Genomic DNA, 18,114 nt, shown 5'->3' on the forward strand with positions numbered 1-18,114 from the left:
CCGCCCTGTGGCGGAGTGCTGGCCGCCGGAGCGACGCGAGCGAGGACCGATGCCGAAGAAGCCCCCACGACCCGACGTACGGGTTCGACGCGGAGACGAACACGGTCCGGGTCGATCAGCACGACCTGGCGCGGCTGCTGCTGATGTTCCGCTCGCTGATGCGCCAGCAGCGGCCCGGCCGGTGGAAACACATGCACGACTTCGACCTGTCCTTCGAGCGCCTCGCGGACGCGGTCGACGCCAGCTCGGAGCTTCGGTACGGCAAGCGCTGGACGGAGCCTGATGTGCGGATGCGGTGCACCACGACCGAGGCGGCCTACGAGTGGCCGAACGGCGCCCCGTACGACGGGGAGGCGACGTTCACCTGGTTGGTGCCGGGCTACGGCTCGCACGCCACCAAGGACGAATCCTTCCAGGTCACACACAAGGCGCTGTGCGGGTTCAGCTGGGTGAAGGACGTCAAACCGCGTCGGGTGGAGGGACGGCCGGCGTGCCCGGAGTGCCGGCGCGAGGTGCAGCTCGGTGCCGACCGCCCCCGCGGCGCCTGGTGACAACCGGCGTTGCCGCCGGGTGGTAACGGGTGGATACGGCGGTGGCTACGATGGGCAACGGCCTGGCCCCGGCAGCTGCAATGGCGGGGCCGGGCCGTTGTCGCGGGTGGCTACCCGAGCCAGACGATGTTCAGGACCGTCAGGCTGTTCAGGGGCCGGTTGACCCAGTAGGTGACGGAGAGCTGGCCGACGGCCGCATAGCGGACGTCCTCACCCTCGTCGTCGTCGGTGTCGAACTGCCGGAAGCCGAACGGATCGGCGGCGGCCGCCGCGAGGATGTCCCACACGGTGTCCACCGCGTGCTCGGGCAGCGTGTCGAGGACCTTGGCGGCCGGGGCGGAGACGCGGACCGCGTACGGCGACGGGCTCACCCGCGACGTCGGCGGAGCTCCGCCAGGTCGATGGCGTCGCTGTCGTCGTAGCTGGAAGCGACGAACGCGTCGACGGCCGGGGCGTGCGCGATGCGGCCCTGCCACTCCTGGACGACCTCGTACAGCGGCGCGAGGGAGAATGTGCGCCGCGATTCCTCGAGCGCGGCCGCCCACTCCCGCTCGAAGGCCGGCACCCAGCGGTCGGCGCGCCGGTCGGCGCGCAGCTGGGCGAGGAGTTCGGCCGGCGCCCCGGGCGCGGGGGCATAGGTGGTCACGGGTGCGTGGTCGGGCTGCGCGCTCATCTGGTCCTCCCGGCGGGTCCTCCCCCAACCGTACGCGCGCCGTGTGGCCGTGGATGCGCTCATGGGCGGATCCCCTGCTACTGGGTGCGCAGGGTGCGGGCGACGGCCTGGGCGTGCTCGCGCAGCGGCAGGTCCTGCTTGTCCCAGGTGGCGGCCACGTAGTTGAGGAGGTCGGCCGTGGCGCGCTCCGAGTCGCTGGGGTCGCCGGCGAGCAGCCTGTCGGCGGCGAGGGCGACGTCGACGGCCGGGGTGGACAGGTCTTCCGGGGCGAGAGCGTTGCCGCGGTCGACGTCCAGGACAAGGAGGTGGCGCACCTGGTTGCGGGACTGGATGGTGATGGTGTCCGCGCGCGGGGAGTCCGCGTCGGCGGCGACGAAGCCGGGGTGCTTGAGGATCGCCGCGGCGATAGCCTCGGTGAGCACCGGCTCGGGCAGCAGGTCGTCGTCGGTGGGCTCCGCCGCCTTGAAGGTCAGCGTGTAGTTGATGCCGGCCTGACTGGTGAACCACACCGTGTCGCCGCCCGGGCCGGCGTCCGCAGCCGCGAAGTGCGGGCTGCGGCGCAGCGCGTCTGCGACCCGGACCGGGTCGTGGTCAGCGTCGAACAGCGGGCTCTTGTCGCGGTCGATGGGCGGATGTGACTGAGCGGCTCAGTTGGCCCGTTTCGCCAAGCAGAACGCTCAATCGCTGACCACGCCCTGAACAAGAGGCCCCGCCGACCGGTCAACGTCGGCGGGGCCCCTTGTCGTTGGTGGATGAGCCTCAGACCCAGGCTTAGCCTGACGTGATTGGCCAGGCCCGGGGAGTTGCTGATCGGTTTGGCCACCGGGGCGGAATCGGTCGTAGGCACCACCTGACGTTGGGCTCCCCGGGGCGAACCCCGAGCGCGGCGGGGAGTCCGGGCGGGTCAGAGGTGCTCGATGGTCACGCTCTCCACGTTGCCCCAGCTGCAGTACGCGTTGGTCCGGGTCGGGCCAGTCACGACGCTGCTCGTCCCGGACCCTCCCAGCGTGCAGTAGACGCGGACGCGCCACTTGTAGGTTCCTGCGGTGGTGCACTGCCCCCACCCGTTGGTGAGGTTCTTGCCCTTGGTGCAATTGGGCGCCAGAGCAGAAGAGGCTCCGTCGTGGGGGGCGGCCTGCGCGGGCGCCGACACACCGCCCAGCGCCAGTGCCGCTCCGATTCCCAGTCCTGCCACAGCCGCACGGAAACGCATAGGTGCTCCTTCGGTTCGTTGGGACAAGGGCCGCCGTGGGCGACAACACGCCAGCGGCGTGTCGTCTGCTTGTCCGGATTGCCTCCCGGGCAGAGCTGCCGCAGTAAATGCCGGATCTTCCCGAGCGGTCCGGTCGAGTTCCGGGCGCCCGCTTGGCCTTGACTTAATCGCCGTCCCGAAGGCTTCGGGATCGACCGGCTTCAGCCGAGTTCGAGACTGTCCGAGCCACTCATGCGCCACAAGAAAGATTGCTGTTCGGGTGCATGCGGAACTGTGCTCAATGAGTTCCGAACGCACCCGAACATGCCCGGATTGGATCGCGTTCCGCCTCTGTCGTGCGGCCATACTGAGGTCATGAGAGATACGGGGAGCCACTTAGCCGAGTCACCGGCACAAGCGCCGAAGCCAGCGCTGGTCGGCACGCCTACCGAGTTCACTGCAGCGCTGCGCGCGTTACGGTCCTGGTCCGGACTGACCTATCGGCAGCTCGAGGCCAAGGCCACCGCGCACACTGACAGCCTGCCGGCCAGCACGATCGCGACTACGCTCGGCCGCACCACATTGCCGCGAGAACGGTTCGTCGTCGCTTTCACCCGCGCCTGCGGCCTTGCTGAGGAGGACGTACGGCAGTGGCTGGAGGCGCGCCGTCGCATCGCCGTCGGCGAACCTGCACCAGCCGTCGACGAACTCGAACCGACCGGCGACGATGGCGATGGTCCGGATTCTGGTGCATCTGTACCCTCGCGCCGCCCACTATGGCGCCGAGCAGTCGGCCTGGCCCTCGCCGCGACCACCGGAGCTGCTGGCGCCCTGGCCATCGGCGGTCTGCTCGACAGCTCCAAGTCACCAACAGCACCGGGCGCGATGCCAGTAGCCGGGCTGCGCATACTGGCCGTCGGCAGTTGGGCTCTCATCCACCCCGCTCGGACCCCGGGTTTGTGTCTCACCGAAGGCAGAGATCGCACAGGCCAATACGAGACCGCGGTCGCCGCCCAGCGCCTTTGCAGTAAGGCCGTCCTGCCGCACGTGTTCCTCGAACCAGTCGGCGCGGACATCGTGCAGATCCAATGGCATCACCCGAAGTACAGCATCGGCTGCCTGACAGTCCTGTTGAACGGTGCGGGCCGCGACCTGCTCGAACCCCGCGAAGACTGCACCGACGAAAACCGGGCCCAACAGTTCCGCATCGAGCCCCTTGGCCCACAGGCCCCGACTCACTTCCGGATCCGCCCTGTCATCACCGACGAGTGCCTGAGCCTGCGCGGCCAAGACGTCAAGGAAGGGACGGAAGTCGTCCAAGGCCGATGCTCCGGCGCCGCCGACCAGGACTTTCTGATCGAACTGATACCGCCCCCACAAGCCCCCGCCGCATCGCTCCCAACGGCCGCCACGGTGCCGCACCATTCGTCCTCCGTACCGACTTCAGAACATGACGGACGTCCTGAACCCGGTCGGTAAACAAGCCCATCACGTCCACGCCACAGGCTCGAACGGACATCACGAACAGCACGGTCCGTAACCTTCATGTCCCCAGAACCGCCCGCTCGCCCCGCCTCCCGTAAGACTTCCCCAAAGACTCAGCAGGTCAACGGAGCAGCCGCTACCCTGCGGGCCAACACTGGCGCTCAGACGGGCCAACTCAAGCGCTAACAGGCCATCTCATTTGGCGAGCCGGCGGTAGCAGATGAGGGTGCAGGCGATGCTGGTGAAGGCGAGGAAGTGCTCGGCCTTGCGCTCGTAGCGGCGGTGGAGTCGGCGGCAGCCGGCAGCCAGGCCATCGTCCGTTCGATCGTCCAGCGGTGTCGGCCCAGTCGCTGTGAAGTCTCGACGCCCTTGCGGGCAATGCGGTGCTGGATGCCTCGCTGTGCCAGCCATTGCCGCAGGTGGCGGTAGTCGTAGCCCTTGTCGGCATGGAGCTTGCCGGGCTTGCGCCGACGGGGCCCTCGGCGGGACCGAATCGGGGGGATCCCCTTCACGAGCGGGATCAGGGCCTGGCTGTCGTGGACGTTGGCACCGGAGATGCCGACAGACAAGGGCAGACCGGTTCGCTCGGTGATCAGATGGATCTTCGAGCCGTACTTACCCCGGTCGACAGGATTCGGACCCGTCAGGTCCCCCTTTTCAGGCCCGCATGTTCACCGAGTCGATCGCGCACCGCGACCAGTCCAGGTCGCCGCGGGAGCCGAGTTCGTCCAGGACCAGGCGGTGGAGCTTGGCCCATACCCTGGCCTTCGTCCACTCGGTGAACCGGCGGTGGGCTGTCGCTCCGGACGGCCCGAACGACGACTTCGGCAGTTGCTGCCACGTGCAGCCCGAGGTCGCCACGAACACGACCGCGGCCAAGACCTCGCGGTCGCCGTGGCGACGCCGACCGCCACCCTGCGGCCGCGACGGCGCCTCCGGCACCACCCGCTGGAACAACTCCCACAGCTCATCCGGTACCAGCCGCTCAACTATCCCCACACCGGGAGGCTACCGACCTCAAGTGGCAGGCCCGTAGTCAGCGGCCCATGCGGCGCTGATCGTCGAATCGAAGCAGCACCCGTACCAGACGCCACACTCCGGCCACCGCGCCGAACAGTGCGCCGCCTACCATCACGCCTTTCTCTGCCGAACCAGAGAGGTCAAGGGCAAGGCCGAATGTCCAGGCGACGGCAAAGATCACCCCAGCCAGCGCGGCGGCGGTCACCAGGGCGAAACCGATCTCCACCGTCATTGCGTCCTTTTCCCACCGCGACTCACGTCCCATGTCCATGCTGCAAGTCTCACATCATGGTCAAGTCACCGCGCCTGCACCTGATCGCTGCCTGTCACGGCCGGCTCGATCACCAATTGAGATGTCTTGTAAGGGGCCAACTCAGACGCTCAGTCTCAGCTGTGCCGAAGCACGAGAGTTGTCACCATCGGCATCCGCTGGCCTGCGGCTTCAGTAGGGCAAAGCATGGTGGTTGTCACCGATGCGGCGCGCTACCTGTCACCAGCGGCAAGCGAAGCAGGGGAGATGTCACCGGGTTCGGCTTCTGGTGAGCAGGGTGCCGAGCGGCGGTCCTCGGCTCACGGGCCATATTTCCCGCGCCTATGCGAACCCCGCCCCCTACGCTCACCTGGTACGACTGCTGGAGGGGCGGGAATGCTTGAGGACTTCGAGGACAGGACAGCGGCAGCGACGCGGCTCGCGGGTGGTGCGCCGCTTCAAAGCACGCTTGATGTCGCCGACCCCGCTGACTGGCTCGCGCTGGACGCAGGAGTGCGTGAGGTGGCCTGGTACCGCCCGCAGTTCCTGCCGGGGTGGGAGCACTCCGCCCCACTGCCCGCCGACCTGACTCAGCTCGGCGAGTCTCGGCTCGCACTTGCCCTCTGCCACCGCGACGGGCGGATCCGTCAGGAGGCGGTGCGTCAGTCGGTCCGGTACCCCGGTTTGCTGCCGTTGGTCGTGATCCGTTGCGCCGACTGGGTCAGCCCGGTGCGCGAGCACGCGCGGCGGCTGCTGTGCGAGGCCCTGAACGTGGACTCTGCCCTCGACCTCGCGCCGCTCATCCTCCGCGTCGGCCGCCGAGACAGAGGTGCCTTCGGCGTCGATGTGCTCGGCCAGATCCTGCGCCAGGCATCCCACGGGCAGCTCGCTGTTCTCTTCGCTGATCCCGACCGCATCGTCCGGCGGTTCGCGTACCGGCTGGCCATCGAGGGCCGACTGCTTCGTCCCGCTGAGCTGGCCCGCGCGGCCGCCGGGGACCAAGACACCATGGTCCAGGACCTGTGTGCCACAGCGGCGCTCACGGCTCTGGGGGATGAAGATGCCTACGAGGGTGTGCTGCCTCCACTGCTGTCCGCACGCAACCCGCGTGTCCGTTCGGCCGGCGTCACCGCGCTGAGACGGGCGGGGCGGTCGAAGCAGGCAGAGCCGTTTCTCAGCGACCGTTCCGCACTCGTGCGTGCTTGTGCCCGGTATGTCGTACGACAGCAGGGTGGTGACCCGGCGGCCCGGTACCGGGAGCGGTGCACGGCACCGGACGACCCCGAGTTGCCGCCCGGTGCGGTCATCGGGCTGGCCGAGTGCGGGAACCGCGCGGACGCCGGACTGCTGCGGCCGCTGCTCGCGCACCCGGCGGCCGGGGTGCGGGCGCGAGCCGTGGCCGGGTTGCGGGCGCTGGACTGCGCGGATGTGAAGCAGCTGCGGCCGCTCCTCGACGACCCTGCCGCCGAGGTCGTCCGCGAGACCGCCACCGCCCTGCTGCCCTCGGCCAAGGAACTGCCCGCCGACTGGCTACTGGAGCGCACCAGCTCCGAGTGGCCGCGGCACGTCCGCGTCGGCGCGTTCCGGCTGCTCGACGCGCACGGCGGCATCGTGGCGCTACGGGCGGCGGTCGGTCTGCTCGAGGACCCCGATATGAAGCTGCGCACCTGGGCCGCGCAATCAGTGCAGAGCTGGCATCCGTCGCCGGACGGGCGGCGCGGCGACGCGGAGGTGGGTGAACTGCTCGACCGGAGCCGACATCTCTTCAGCGACTACACGCTGCGCCAGCGCAAGTGGGAAGCCGGGGTGGACAGCTGAGGCTGGCACCGCGGTCCAGAACTCTGCTCAGCACTCGCAGCCGGTGGCCCTGGTGACAACACGCCTGCCTTGGTGACAACTGTCGTGCTTTGGCTCAGGTGGAAAATCAGCGGTCACGCTTTCGCTCCTAGTCAGTAATCCAGATCGAGGTAATCAATGTCGTTGATTTCCACGTCCGACAGTCCCATAGCGCGACCGCCGCCGTCCTGGAAATACACTTCCTTAAACCCTTCGGCGATGATTCCGCGCATCTGCTGGTCGCTGGCCCCCGCGTCGCGCTATTCCGGGACGGCTGTCGCCCAGGGGCCGAGGGCGAACCCATCGCCGCTCCGCCGGACTTCCAGGGCTCCAGCGCCGCCGAAGTGTGCAGGGACGAGCAGTTCGTGTGCTTCGGCCGCCCGCTCCAGGATCCGACGGCGACTGGCCGCTGCTTGTGCCGGGTCGAGGCAAGCACTGCTGTTGCAGCAGGGATCGAGGATCTGGACCGGGCTGTGCAACAGATCCCCGACGAAGACCGCACGGTCGGTGCCGGACGCCAGGCTCAGCACGCAGGAGCCGGGTGTGTGACCTGGTGCAGATTGCAAGGTGAGGTGTTCGTCGATGCGATACTGGCCGTCCCACAGCACGGACTGCCCGGCTTGGTGAATGGGGGCGACACTGTCCTCGTAGATAAGGCGGTCGACCTCCTGCACACCGTTGCCGTACGCGTTGTCGGGACCGTAATGGAAGTCGTCCGCAGCCGGGATGAGGTACCGAGCATTGGGGAATGCTGGCGCCCACTCCCCGTCCGCCTCGACGGTGTTCCAACCAACGTGGTCTACATGCAGGTGGGTGTTGACCACGACGTCGACGTCCTGCCGACGGATACCGGCCCGCTCCAGCAGGCCGAGAAGGTCACTCTGTGCGTCATGGAAGGGCCCCATACCCGGTCGTACGCGCCCGTTGCCCGCTCCGGTGTCGACCAGAATGGTCCGGCCTGCACTACGCAGAACCCAGCTCTGCAAAGCAGTCACCACCAAGCCACTGTCCGGGTCCCAGTGGTCCGGCGCCAGCCAGTCCGCGTTGTCCCTCCACATGTCGTCAGGGGCTGTCGGGAGGAAGACAGAGGGAGGCAGGAATGGCTGGTGCCACTCAACGACCCGGATGACCTCGACGTCCCCCAGCACCATGGTCTGCATCCACTCGTTTTCGTTGATCATGCAATCGACCTTAAGAAGGTCCAGCGAGAGCCTCAATAACCATTGAGTTCAATAAAATACGCGTCCGTATCACACATCATGCGCACGGTACTCTGGACTGATGGATGTGGTGAGCGACGCGATCTCTGCCGTGCACCTCGGACACCCGTGGTTCCACCGACTGCGGACGCGCGGCAGCTGGTGCGCGCGGCTTGACCCGTACGACGGAGCAGGTTTCCACGTCGTCCTCAAGGGCGGCTGCTGGCTACTGGCTGATGGTGGTGCCCCGGTATCCCTCGGTGTGGGAGACGCCGTGCTCCTCCCGCATGGCACCGGCCATGTGATCGCCGATTCCCCCGTCGACCCGGCGATTGCGGCGAGGAAGGCGGTCCCGTTCGAGCAATGGCTTGCATACACGGACCAGCGAGCCGAGCCGGACCACTACGGAACGGAGATTCTCTCTGGCAAGTACTGGCTCGACTGCAGTCGCATGCACCCGCTGATGGCGGAACTGCCCGAGATCGTCTACCTGCCCAGCCAAGTAGGCAGCAACCTCGAACTCCGCGCTGCGATCGATCTGCTCGCCGGTGAACTGGACGAAGTGCGGCCCGGCTCCTGCATGGCACTCCCGAATCTGCTCGACCTCCTCCTCGTCTACATGATTCGCTCATGGATGACAGAGACCACCAGCGGAGCCTGGCCCCGCGCACTGAGTGACCCGGCGACGGCTGCCGCCCTGCGGGCGATGCACTCGAGGCCGGCCGCGCAGTGGAGCAATGACCGTCTGGCCGCGGAGGCCGGCGTCTCCCGACCCACCCTTGCACGCCGCTTCACCACACACGTCGGCCGCCCCCCGATGGCCTACCTCACCTGGTGGCGCGTGATCCTTGCCGCCACCATGCTCCGTGACACCACGGAGACGCTCGCCACCATCGCCGGTCGAGTCGGCTACAGCAGCCCCTACGCCCTTTCCCACGCCTTCACGCGGGAGTTCGGCACGACACCGGGGCGCTATCGAGCACAGGCCGCGGGTCGATCCGGTTCCGTCACGAGTCCTCAACAGTAGTCACTGAGGCTTTTCCATCATCGGTCTGAGCTGGTCAGATGAAGCGTGAGGATGGCCTGGACGAGGCTGGCGATCCGGGTGGTCGAGCACCGGAGCTTGCGGAGGAGCCGCCAGGACTTGAGGGTGGCCATGGCCTGCTCGACGAGGGCGCGGATCTTCGCGTGGGACCGGTTCACCGCCTGCGGCCGGTCCGCGGAGATCCGGTCGATCGGCAGGGTGCCGTCCAGCAGCACGAATGCCTTCGACGATGCTGTGCGGACCACCTCCGCAAGGGTCGGGGCGAGGGCGGCCAGGACCTCGACGGCCTCGGTGATGCAGCGGTGGGCGGTGGTGGTGCCGATCCCGAGCCCGGCCGCGAGCTGGGCATACGGGTGGCCGTTGCGGAGATGGGCAAGAGTGAGCAGGGCCTGACGGCCGACACTCAGGCGCCGCCAGCGGGTACCGAGTTCTTGGCGGCGCTGACGGAGCTTGGCGGACAGGAAGCGCAGGGCAGAACTGGACACGTCGACGCCCGACGGGTAAATCGGCCACGGTCCGGCAGCGCCGGACCATCTCCTGGGCCTGCCGGTCGGCCGGCAGCAGTCCGAAGTAGGCCCCGTGGTACAAGGCGACGCCTTGCTCAACGGTCGCTTCCGGCTCGCCCGTCAGCGCCTTGTCGATCCAGTGTCGGGCCTCAGTCAGTCGCCTCTTGCCCAGCCACAGCCCCCCACGGGCCGTTCACCAGCCGCAGCGCCGTCTGGTCACCGGAGTGGGCGATGGCGAAGTTCATGGCGAGACGGAAGTTGTCGAAGTCGGCAGCGAGCCGGTTGCCCTACTCGACCTGCTGGTCGCCCGGCCACTCCTCGCCTGCCCGCTGGGCCATGTGCAGGAAGAAGTCCCGGTGGCGTCGTGCGTATTCCTCGCTGCGGCCGCTGTGATCGAGTTGCTCGGCGCCGTACCCGCAGATCGTGTCCAGCAGCCGGTAGCGGTACTCGCCCTCGCCCTCGACCCGCTGCACCACCGACTTGTCGACCAGCGCCCCGACCAGGTTGAGCACATCGCAGTCAGCCAACTCACCTCCCGAGCCCACCTGTTCGACGGCCGCCAGAGTGAAGCCGCCGGCGAAGACCGAAAGCCGGGCCACAGTTCCCGTTTTGTCGGTGAGCACAGACCGTGGCTCCATTCGATGGTGGTGCGCAGGGTGTGACGGATGCGGCGTCTTCCCTGTTGACCGACCACCACCTGAGGGGGCTAAAGTACTAGGCAACTAGATAAATGGAGGAACCGGTGATTGAGTTCCACCTGAACAGCCGCTCTGGCCTGTCCCCGTACCAGCAGCTGGTGCAGCAGGTCCGGCACGCATTGCGCCTGGGCTTGCTGCACGAGGGGGACCGGCTGCCGACCGTCAAGGACGTGGCGAAGCAGATGGCGGTCAACCCGAACACGGTGCTCAAGGCGTACCGGGAGCTGGAGCACGACGGCCTCGTGGCCGCCCGTCCCGGCGTCGGGACGTTCGTGACCCGGACGCTGGCCGACGGCACGCTCGCCGCGCACGGACCGCTCCGCAAGGACCTGCAGCGTTGGCTGACCAAGGCCCGCCTGGCCGGGCTCGACGACGAGAGCATCGAGGCGCTGTTCATGAGCACATTTCGTAACGCCGCCGGAGAGGACGTAGCGTGAGCGCCGTCTTGCGAGCCCAGGGCCTGGGCAAGAGGTACAAACAGCGCTGGGCGCTGCAGAACTGCGACCTGGACGTCCCCGCCGGCCGGGTGGTCGGCCTGGTCGGCCCCAACGGCGCCGGCAAGTCGACGTTATTGAACCTGGCCTCCGGCATGCTGACCCCGACGGCCGGCATCATCGAGGTGTGCGGTGGCCGTCCTGCCGCGGGTGTGGAACAGCTGGCCAAGGTCGGCTTCGTCGCCCAGGACACCCCGGTCTACGCGGCGCTGAGCGTCGCCGACCACCTCGACCTCGGCAAGCGCCTCAACCCGGACTGGGACGACGCCGTGGCGTGCGACCGGATCCGTCGCCTCGGTCTGGACCTCAAGCAGCGGGCCGGCAAGCTGTCCGGCGGCCAGCGCGCGCAGCTCGCTCTCACCCTGGGCATCGCCAAGCGCCCGGAGCTGCTCATCCTGGACGAGCCGGTCGCGGCCCTGGACCCGCTCGCCCGGCGGGAGTTCATGCAGGACTTGATGGAGGCAGTCGCCGAGCACGAGCTGAGCGTCGTGCTCTCCTCCCACCTGGTCTCCGACCTGGAGCGGACCTGCGACTACGTCATCGTCCTGGTCGACTCCCGGGTGCAGGTGGCCGGCGACATAGACGACCTGGTCGCCTGCCACCACCGGCTCACCGGACCGCGCCGGGACACGGACACGCTCCCGGCCGGCCAGCACGTCATCACCGCCAGCCACACCGAGCGGCAGACCACTCTGCTGGTGCGCACCGACACCGCGGTCCACGACCCTTCCTGGACCGTCACCCCGCTCGGTCTGGAAGACATCGTCCTGGCCTACATGACCCGGCCCGCCGATGTGGTGCGCGACACCCGGCCCGCACTGGAGGTACTCCGATGATCTGGCTGACCTGGCGCCAGTTCCGTACCCAGGCCGCCGTGCTGTTCGCCGCCGTGGCCGTCCTCGCCGCCACACTCGCGGTCTCCGGCCCGCAGCTGGCCGACCTCTACCGGACGGCCGGCAGCAGCCTGGTGGACCAGGTCTCCAGTGCGGACCAGACCCTCTACTACACCGGACTGCTGGTCGTACTCGCCGTGCCGGCGGTCATCGGGATGTTCTGGGGCGCGCCGCTGATCGCCCGCGAACTGGAGACCGGCACCCACTACCTCGCGTGGAACCAGGGCATCACCCGCACCCGCTGGCTGGCGACAAAGCTGGGCCTCGGCGCGGCAGCCTCCATGGCCGCCGCCGGGCTGACCAGCCTCGCGGTGAGTTGGTGGAGCAGCCCCATCGACCGGGCCATCAACGGCGGCGGCGCGACGGACACGTACTTCCCACGGCTCGACCCCGTGGCCTTCGCCGCACGGGGTGTCGTCCCCATGGCCCACGCCGCCTTCGCCTTCGTCCTGGGCGTCGCCCTCGGCCTGGTCATCCGCCGCACCCTGCCCGCGATGGCCACCACCTTCGCCCTCTACACCGCCGGCCAGATCGCCGTGGCCATGTGGATCCGGGCCCACCTGGCCGCCGCAGACCGGACGACCGTGTCGATCGAGCCCGACGGTGCCCCCATCAGCATCCAGGACGGCGCCGAGCAGATCATCGTGCACCTCGAAGAAATGCCCGGGGCCTGGGTCACCTCCCAGGAGACGCTGAACGCCGCCGGTCAGCCGGCCCCCGTGCCGTCGTCCTTCGCCGACTGCCTGCGCACCGAGGCGGGCCCGCCCGCCCTGCAGCAGGTCGACCGCTGCGTCGCCGACCTCGGCGCCCTGGGCTACAAGCAGCAGGTGACGTACCAGCCCGCCGGCAATTTCTGGGCTCTTCAATTGGCCGAGACCGGGCTCTACCTCGTCCTCGCCCTGGCCCTGACCGCGTTCTGCGCCTGGTGGATCCGCCGCCGAGTGACCTGACCAGGCATCAGGTCCGGAGCACTATGCCAGACCGCTAAGGCAGCCGCGAGGGACAGCCAGGATCTGGCTGTCCCTCGCGGTGTTCCACAGCCTCACCCGGAACCGGACACGAAGACGCCAGCCTGTGCCGGACCGGATCAGACACACGCACTCACCAGGACACCTCTGAGTATGGTTGGCGCTGGATCGCCGTCCATGCGCAGCCAGGACGCTTGGATCTGATTGCCAACCTCGTCCATCCCCGTGGTCCGTCCAGCGGAGAGACGTCGCGTGCGGGGGGCCTCAAGCGGGCAGCTTCGTGTCGATGACGAAGCTGATCTCGATGACCTGGCCGGGCAAGGTCAGTTCAGTGACGCCCAGGACCGTGCTGGCCGGGCGGTGGTCGCCGAAGTACTCCCGGTTGCCCTCCGCTGCCGCCTGGGCGTTCTGCCGCAGGTTCACCACGTACAAGGTCTGCGAGACGACCTGGTTCCGGGTGGTGCCGTAGTGGTTCAGGATTTTGTCCATGTTGGCGTAGGTCTGCTCGAGCTGGGCGGCGAAGTCGCCCGCGTGGAGGAACTCGCCCGCCGCGTCGAAAGCGAGCTGTCCCGAGACGTGGATCAGGTCCCCGGACTTGATCGCCTGTGAGTAGCCAAACTCGCTCTCGGCCGGCACGTGGTGATTGAAGACATCAGCGGTGGCCATGGTGCTCACCTTTCCGGTTAGTGCTCTCTTGTGGTTACTCGGAAACTGTAGGAGAGTGACGGCCGACCTGGAAGAACGCACTTTTCGGTGACTGAGGAACCTGATGGTGACCAAGCAACTGCTCAAGGATCTGCCCGAGAACGCTGATCTGCGGCGTGCGGACTCCCTGGCGCGGGAGATCTTCTCGGACGTCGCCAACAAGTGGGCGCTCCTGATCATCGAGGCACTCGGCGAGCGCACCCTGCGCTTCAGCGAGTTGCGGAACGAGGTCGAGGGCATCAGCCACAAGATGCTCACCCAGAACCTCCGCATGCTGGAACGCAACGGTCTGGTCGACCGGAAGGTGCACCCCACCGTGCCGCCGAAGGTCGAGTACACCCTCACCGAGCCGGGCCGGGCCCTGCGCACCACGGTCGACGCCATCTGCGGCTGGACCCACCAGTACCTCGGACACATCGAGAGTGCACGCGGTCGGTTCGACACCTGACGAACACACCGCAACGTCCCCGCACGTTATGCGTCTCCTGACCGGTCTCAGCCTGCGCGGTCGTCGCCGATCTCCGCCAGGACCCGGGCGCCGGTCAGTGCGGCAAGCCCAGGAAAGCTGCGGATGACCGGCGCTGACCGGCGCATCTGGATGCAACCCCAAGGCATGCGTGCCCGCTTCTTCGAGCTGGTCGGCGTTGTTTCATGCGGTGTCCAGCTGCCTGAGCAGAGCGGAAGTCTGCTGTCCCAGAGCCGCCTGGGCCTGGGCGAGCTGGTGGAGGTAGTCGCGGCCAAGGACCTCGTGGAGCCGTTCGGCTTCACGCCGAATGCCGCGGACGCGGCTAGGGCCTGTTGTGAAAGTGGCGCCGTCAGTCGCCGTTGAAGACGAGATACCGGTGAGCCTTGCGCTCGACTTGGGCGGTCAGCACAAGGATCTCGTGCACCGCCTCGGCTTCTTCGGCGACTGAGCCGTTCGCCAAGGCCCGGAGTTCCGGGATGAGGACTTTGAGCTGCGATCGGTTGAACACGGTGTCGTCGCAGGGATCGACGTATCCGAGCATGGGCAGGTTCTGGCTCGCCGCCCGTCTGCACAGGTCAGCAATGGATGGATGTACGCACGTGGCTTCAACCGCGCCTGTGTACGCGCGAACCTGAACGCTGATCCCCATAGGAGCAGGCTACTGCTCGACAGTGGGTGCCACCGCAGCATATACGGAGGTCAGAGCCATTCGTTGATGGCTGCGATCAGCACGGTCGCTTCGTAGCGGACGGCGAGTTTGTCGTACCGCGTGGCGACGGCCCGGTGGCGCTTGAGCCGGTTGATCCCGCACTCGACCGCGTGCCGCTGTTTGTAGTCGTCCTTGTCGAACGTCGGCGGCCGCCCGCCACGCGACCCGCGCTTGAGACGGTTGCGGACCCGGTCCGCCGGAACCGGGATGGTGGCCTTGATCCCGCGTCTGCGCAGGTAGGAGCGATTACGGCGGGAGTCGTACGCCTTGTCGGCCCGGACTCGGTCCAGGCGCTTGCGTGGCCTGCCGAGACCCGGCCGGGGAACCCGGATGGCTTCCAGGACCGGCTCGAACTGCGGCGAGTCGCCCCGCTGCCCGGCCGTGATCACGACGGACAGGGGCTTCTGCCCCTGCTCCACCGCGAGGTGGATCTTGCTGGTCAGTCCGCCGCGGGAACGTCCGAGGCCGTGGTCGGCCGGCTCGACGAAGATCCCGCCGGGCGGTTCCTTTTGGAGATCCCCTTTTTCGCCGCTCCGGCGGCGTGTTGATGGGCCCGGCAGACGGTGGAGGCGACGTTCACGTCCCAGGTGATCAGCCCCTTTGGGTAGGCCTCGGCCTGGAGCCGGGTCAGGATGCGGGCCCAGGTGCCGTCCCGCTGCCAGCGTCGGAACAGGTCATAGACCCGGTCCCACGGCCCATACCGCTCGGGCACATCCCGCCAGGGAGCACCAGTCCGGGTTCGCCACCGTATGCCGTCTATCAGCTGCCGCCGCGTCCACACCTGAGGCCGACCCGGCTTGATGCCCCGCGGCAGCAACGGCTCAAGCCGGGCCCACTGGCCGTTCGTCAGATCCCCGCGTCCCACGCCAAGTGATCATCAACGAACAAGATCCACTTTCGCAACAGGCCCTAGCCTGCTTGAGCGGAGACCGCAGGCACCTCCGGAGCAACTTCGCGGCCACGGCGGGAGTCGGTGCTGCGGCCAGGATGCTCCGGGCTCCCCTCGACCACAGGTTCTCGAGGCCGGCACTCGTCCAGGTGAGCCGCTCGCGGGCGGTTGCCGGGTCGGTGGTCGACGGGCGCAGTGAGGCTGACCCTTTGGAGTGGACACCCTGACAATGGATCTTGATGGTCCAGGGAGGGATGTCCAGGTGGGACGGAAGTCTCCGTATCCGGAGGAGTTCCGGAAGGATGCTGTCGCGCTGTATCGCGCGTCGGGCGGTAAGCGGACGTACGCGGCGGTGGCCGCGGATCTCGGGATGACCGGCGAGACGCTGCGCACGTGGGTCCGCAAGGACGCCGGCCGGCCCGCGCCCGGGCCGCCAGGTGGCACCGCGCTCAGCCCGGCCGAGGAGCTGGCCCGGCTGCGGGCGGAGAACCAGCGGTTGCTGAAGGCGGAGAAGGAGTGGCAGCTGGAGCGGGAGATCCTGCGCCGGGCAGCCGCCTATTTCGCTCGGGAGGTGAAGTGAGCCCCGACCGCTGGGACTTCATCTCCGACCATCGCGCCGCTTTCGGCGTGCAGCGGATATGCCGGGTCCTGGGCGTCTCGAGGTCCGGCTACTACCAGCAGCAGGCCACCGCGCAGGCCCGCGCCGCGCGTCAGGCCGAGCAGGCCGCCGCGGTCGCTGAGATCCGGCAGATCCACGCCGAGCACCATGGCGCCTACGGCGCCCCGCGCATCCATGCCGAACTTAGGGCTCGGGGCCGCAAGGTCAACCGGAAGCGGGTGGCCCGGCTGATGCGGGTGAACCATATCGTCGGCCGTCATCTGCGTCGCAAGAAGCGGACCACGATCGCGGACAGGACGGCTCCGCCCGCACCGGATCTGGTGATGCGCGATTTCACGGCCACGGCGCTGAACAGCAGGTGGTGCGGCGACATCACCTATGTCGCTGTCGGCTCGTCGTGGATGTTCCTGGCGACGGTCATCGACATCTGCTCGCGCCGCGTGATCGGCTGGTCCATTGCCGACCATATGCGCACTCAGCTCGTCACGGACGCACTCGAGATGGCGGTCGCCGCCCGCGGCGGCCGGGTCGACGGCGTCGCCTTTCACACGGACAGGGGCGCCCAGTACGTCAGCCGGGCCTTCGTCGAAGTCTGCCGTCGGCACGGCATCCGCCGCAGCATGGGGCGCGTCGGGTCGAGCTATGACAACGCCCTGGCCGAATCGTTCTTCCAGGGCCTGAAGCGCGAGTTGTTCCACGGGCGACGCCTCACCTCGAAAGCGCAGACACGTCTGGAGCTGTTCAGCTGGCTCGCCTACTACAACCGACGCCGCCGCCACTCCGCCCTCGGCTACCTCACACCAGCCGAGTTCGAACAACAACTGACCTTGTCGCCTACGCTGTCACTCGTCGCATGAAACCCGGTGTCCACTCCCGAGGGCGAACCTCACAGCGTAAACGGCGCGGAAAGCCCCGCATCGGTGAACAAGCGATCCAGAGCGGCCCTGCGGCGGGCGTACGGCCAGGCGATGAGGCCTCTGCCGCCCAGGCGCAGGACGTCGAACACCTCTGGTACCACGTCACGGCCTATCCGCCCGGCAGGGGCTCCTACGATGGTTGGATCTACAGCGCGAACGTCGGAGCGATCTACGACTCCACCGGAGCCTGGTGCTGATCGCGAAGATCACCGCGGAGGCTCCATCGCAGATCGCAGAATCCGGCTTTTACTGCGGCGGTTCGTCGTCCAAGATCATTTTGCTGCCCCCGGGAAGGCGTCGTGGGTCAGCGAGATCTCGCCGAGCCCGAGCCGCCGCAGCATGTGGGAGGCATTTCCCGGCCGGCCCGTACGGATCGTCGGGGACCGGCGTGCCGGGCGCCGCGTCCGGCGCGGTGGAGGAAGCCGGTGCGGTGGTGGTGCTCCACTGCTCCGCGTCCGTGGTGAGCACCGCCCGCCGCACACCGTGTTCGCCCAGGTGCCGGTCACCCATGAGCCGACGGAACCGGCTGCCCGGACGACAGCGTTTCAGGAGATCTCGGCGATCAGAGCCCCCTCGCGGAGTACGTCGCCCTCGATGACGGCCAGCTTGGTGACCGTGCCGGCGGTGTCCGCCTCGACGGGGATCTCCATCTTCATGGACTCCAGGATCGCGAGGGTGTCTCCGGCGGTGACCGTGGTGCCCTCCGTGACGAGGACCTGCCCTACGTGTGCGGTGATGTCGGCGAGTATCTGCTGGGGCATGGCGGGATGCTGCTCCTAACGCTTCCGGACGGCGAACCCGGTGGCGTACACCGGCCCCGGGCAGGCTCGTCGGAGGGGGTGAGGGGGTCAAAGGAGGGCGGCGGCCTTGTGCCGCGCCGGGCGGCCCCGGGGGTCCGGGGCCGCCCGAGGGGCCGCAGTGGGCGGGGGCGTGCTGCCGCCGGGAGGTCCTCCCGGTGGCAGCGACCCGTCCAGGTCACCTGGGTGCGGTGGTCCGGTC

General features: G+C 68.2%; 22 protein-coding genes and 2 pseudogenes. 10 read left to right on the forward strand and 14 right to left on the reverse strand.

Going from position 1 to position 18,114, the window contains the following annotated elements; genetic code table 11:
• Nucleotides 1-551 (forward strand): hypothetical protein (locus tag Sdi02f_RS35150; protein WP_245962281.1); only part of this gene is annotated, 551 nt, incomplete at its 5' end.
• 110 nt (nt 552-661) lie between these two features.
• On the opposite strand, the gene Sdi02f_RS35155 is transcribed toward Sdi02f_RS35150, so the two are convergent.
• The 4 genes from Sdi02f_RS35155 to Sdi02f_RS35760 form a co-directional block, all read right to left on the reverse strand.
• The gene (locus Sdi02f_RS35155; RefSeq protein WP_108934759.1) at nt 662-922 is read right to left on the reverse strand and encodes a hypothetical protein; all 261 of its coding nucleotides are present in this window, start codon (nt 920-922) and stop codon (nt 662-664) included.
• Nucleotides 919-1,224: a DUF6247 family protein gene (locus tag Sdi02f_RS35160; RefSeq protein WP_108934760.1), complete on the reverse strand. Its 306-nt coding sequence runs from the start codon at nt 1,222-1,224 to the stop codon at nt 919-921. The genes Sdi02f_RS35155 and Sdi02f_RS35160 overlap by 4 nt, the downstream gene beginning before the upstream one ends.
• Nucleotides 1,225-1,301: 77 nt before the next feature.
• On the reverse strand, nt 1,302-1,733 hold the full coding sequence (locus Sdi02f_RS35165; RefSeq protein ID WP_108934761.1) for a hypothetical protein: 432 nt from the start codon (nt 1,731-1,733) through the stop codon (nt 1,302-1,304).
• 395 nt (nt 1,734-2,128) lie between these two features.
• A complete protein-coding gene (locus Sdi02f_RS35760) occupies nt 2,129-2,419 on the reverse strand; it encodes a hypothetical protein (RefSeq protein ID WP_159107705.1) in 291 nt (96 codons plus the stop codon).
• 372 nt (nt 2,420-2,791) lie between these two features.
• Between Sdi02f_RS35760 and Sdi02f_RS35170 the strand changes: the two genes are divergently transcribed.
• Nucleotides 2,792-3,895 carry a helix-turn-helix domain-containing protein gene (locus Sdi02f_RS35170; RefSeq protein WP_245962282.1) on the forward strand — a complete coding sequence of 368 codons (1,104 nt, stop codon included), beginning with the start codon at nt 2,792-2,794 and terminating at the stop codon, nt 3,893-3,895.
• A gap of 201 nt (nt 3,896-4,096) precedes the next feature.
• Here the strand turns inward: Sdi02f_RS35170 and Sdi02f_RS35175 are convergent.
• Nucleotides 4,097-4,894: pseudogene (locus Sdi02f_RS35175) on the reverse strand (IS5 family transposase).
• A gap of 43 nt (nt 4,895-4,937) precedes the next feature.
• Complete coding sequence (locus Sdi02f_RS35180; protein ID WP_174843439.1) at nt 4,938-5,192, reverse strand: DUF6332 family protein; 255 nt, start codon at nt 5,190-5,192, stop codon at nt 4,938-4,940.
• 375 nt (nt 5,193-5,567) lie between these two features.
• Here Sdi02f_RS35180 and Sdi02f_RS35185 point away from each other — a divergent pair, with 375 nt between their 5' ends.
• Nucleotides 5,568-6,989, forward strand: coding sequence for a hypothetical protein (locus Sdi02f_RS35185; protein WP_245962283.1), 1,422 nt, complete (start codon nt 5,568-5,570; stop codon nt 6,987-6,989).
• A 131-nt stretch (nt 6,990-7,120) separates the two neighbouring features.
• Here the strand turns inward: Sdi02f_RS35185 and Sdi02f_RS37025 are convergent.
• Nucleotides 7,121-7,267, reverse strand: a pseudogene (locus Sdi02f_RS37025) (telomere-protecting terminal protein Tpg); the annotation flags it as partial.
• Entirely contained in the window at nt 7,268-8,188 is a 921-nt protein-coding gene (locus Sdi02f_RS35195; protein ID WP_108934777.1) for an MBL fold metallo-hydrolase, read from the reverse strand.
• A gap of 100 nt (nt 8,189-8,288) precedes the next feature.
• On the opposite strand from Sdi02f_RS35195, the gene Sdi02f_RS35200 reads away from it, so the two are divergent.
• Nucleotides 8,289-9,233, forward strand: a complete 945-nt coding sequence (locus Sdi02f_RS35200; protein ID WP_108934763.1) for an AraC family transcriptional regulator — start codon at nt 8,289-8,291, stop codon at nt 9,231-9,233.
• A 17-nt stretch (nt 9,234-9,250) separates the two neighbouring features.
• On the opposite strand, the gene Sdi02f_RS35205 is transcribed toward Sdi02f_RS35200, so the two are convergent.
• Both Sdi02f_RS35205 and Sdi02f_RS36640 read right to left on the reverse strand, forming a co-directional pair.
• Nucleotides 9,251-9,757 (reverse strand): transposase family protein, encoded by a 507-nt coding sequence (locus tag Sdi02f_RS35205; protein ID WP_108934778.1) that lies wholly within the window; start codon nt 9,755-9,757, stop codon nt 9,251-9,253.
• Nucleotides 9,758-10,044: 287 nt separating this feature from the next.
• The gene (locus Sdi02f_RS36640) at nt 10,045-10,395 is read right to left on the reverse strand and encodes a winged helix-turn-helix domain-containing protein (RefSeq protein WP_497595322.1); all 351 of its coding nucleotides are present in this window, start codon (nt 10,393-10,395) and stop codon (nt 10,045-10,047) included.
• A 92-nt stretch (nt 10,396-10,487) separates the two neighbouring features.
• Between Sdi02f_RS36640 and Sdi02f_RS35215 the strand changes: the two genes are divergently transcribed.
• From Sdi02f_RS35215 to Sdi02f_RS35225, 3 genes are read left to right on the forward strand one after another with little or no spacing between them, the layout of a single operon-like run.
• Complete coding sequence (locus Sdi02f_RS35215; RefSeq protein ID WP_108934764.1) at nt 10,488-10,892, forward strand: GntR family transcriptional regulator; 405 nt, start codon at nt 10,488-10,490, stop codon at nt 10,890-10,892.
• Entirely contained in the window at nt 10,889-11,785 is an 897-nt protein-coding gene (locus tag Sdi02f_RS35220) for an ABC transporter ATP-binding protein (protein WP_108934765.1), read from the forward strand. The genes Sdi02f_RS35215 and Sdi02f_RS35220 overlap by 4 nt, the downstream gene beginning before the upstream one ends.
• Nucleotides 11,782-12,792 carry an ABC-2 membrane transporter-related protein gene (locus Sdi02f_RS35225; protein WP_108934766.1) on the forward strand — a complete coding sequence of 337 codons (1,011 nt, stop codon included), beginning with the start codon at nt 11,782-11,784 and terminating at the stop codon, nt 12,790-12,792. The genes Sdi02f_RS35220 and Sdi02f_RS35225 overlap by 4 nt, the downstream gene beginning before the upstream one ends.
• 282 nt (nt 12,793-13,074) lie before the next feature.
• Here the strand turns inward: Sdi02f_RS35225 and Sdi02f_RS35230 are convergent, their stop codons facing one another.
• Nucleotides 13,075-13,476 carry a RidA family protein gene (locus Sdi02f_RS35230; RefSeq protein ID WP_031087320.1) on the reverse strand — a complete coding sequence of 134 codons (402 nt, stop codon included), beginning with the start codon at nt 13,474-13,476 and terminating at the stop codon, nt 13,075-13,077.
• 103 nt (nt 13,477-13,579) lie between these two features.
• On the opposite strand from Sdi02f_RS35230, the gene Sdi02f_RS35235 reads away from it, so the two are divergent.
• Nucleotides 13,580-13,963, forward strand: coding sequence for a winged helix-turn-helix transcriptional regulator (locus tag Sdi02f_RS35235; protein ID WP_053639570.1), 384 nt, complete (start codon nt 13,580-13,582; stop codon nt 13,961-13,963).
• A 123-nt stretch (nt 13,964-14,086) separates the two neighbouring features.
• Nucleotides 14,087-14,344, forward strand: coding sequence for a hypothetical protein (locus Sdi02f_RS35240; protein WP_108934767.1), 258 nt, complete (start codon nt 14,087-14,089; stop codon nt 14,342-14,344).
• On the opposite strand, the gene Sdi02f_RS35765 is transcribed toward Sdi02f_RS35240, so the two are convergent.
• On the reverse strand, nt 14,331-14,630 hold the full coding sequence (locus Sdi02f_RS35765; protein WP_159107706.1) for a hypothetical protein: 300 nt from the start codon (nt 14,628-14,630) through the stop codon (nt 14,331-14,333). The genes Sdi02f_RS35240 and Sdi02f_RS35765 overlap by 14 nt on opposite strands.
• A 50-nt stretch (nt 14,631-14,680) precedes the next feature.
• A protein-coding gene (locus Sdi02f_RS35250; protein WP_245962285.1) for an IS5 family transposase occupies nt 14,681-15,555 on the reverse strand; the annotation gives its coding sequence in 2 pieces (ribosomal slippage) (nt 14,681-15,162 and nt 15,162-15,555; 876 coding nt in all).
• 286 nt (nt 15,556-15,841) lie between these two features.
• On the opposite strand from Sdi02f_RS35250, the gene Sdi02f_RS35255 reads away from it, so the two are divergent.
• Nucleotides 15,842-17,055, forward strand: a protein-coding gene (locus Sdi02f_RS35255) for an IS3 family transposase (protein ID WP_108934770.1) whose coding sequence is annotated in 2 segments (ribosomal slippage) — nt 15,842-16,091 and nt 16,091-17,055 — 1,215 coding nt in all. Because the reading frame shifts where the segments join, the coding sequence is not laid out codon by codon here.
• Between the two features lie 605 nt (nt 17,056-17,660).
• Here the strand turns inward: Sdi02f_RS35255 and Sdi02f_RS35265 are convergent.
• Nucleotides 17,661-17,876: a biotin/lipoyl-binding carrier protein gene (locus Sdi02f_RS35265; protein ID WP_030405160.1), complete on the reverse strand. Its 216-nt coding sequence runs from the start codon at nt 17,874-17,876 to the stop codon at nt 17,661-17,663.
• Nucleotides 17,877-18,114 lie beyond the last annotated feature (238 nt).

Origin of the sequence: Streptomyces ardesiacus (genome assembly GCF_003112575.1) — a bacterium.
GTDB classification, from domain to species: domain Bacteria; phylum Actinomycetota; class Actinomycetes; order Streptomycetales; family Streptomycetaceae; genus Streptomyces; species Streptomyces ardesiacus.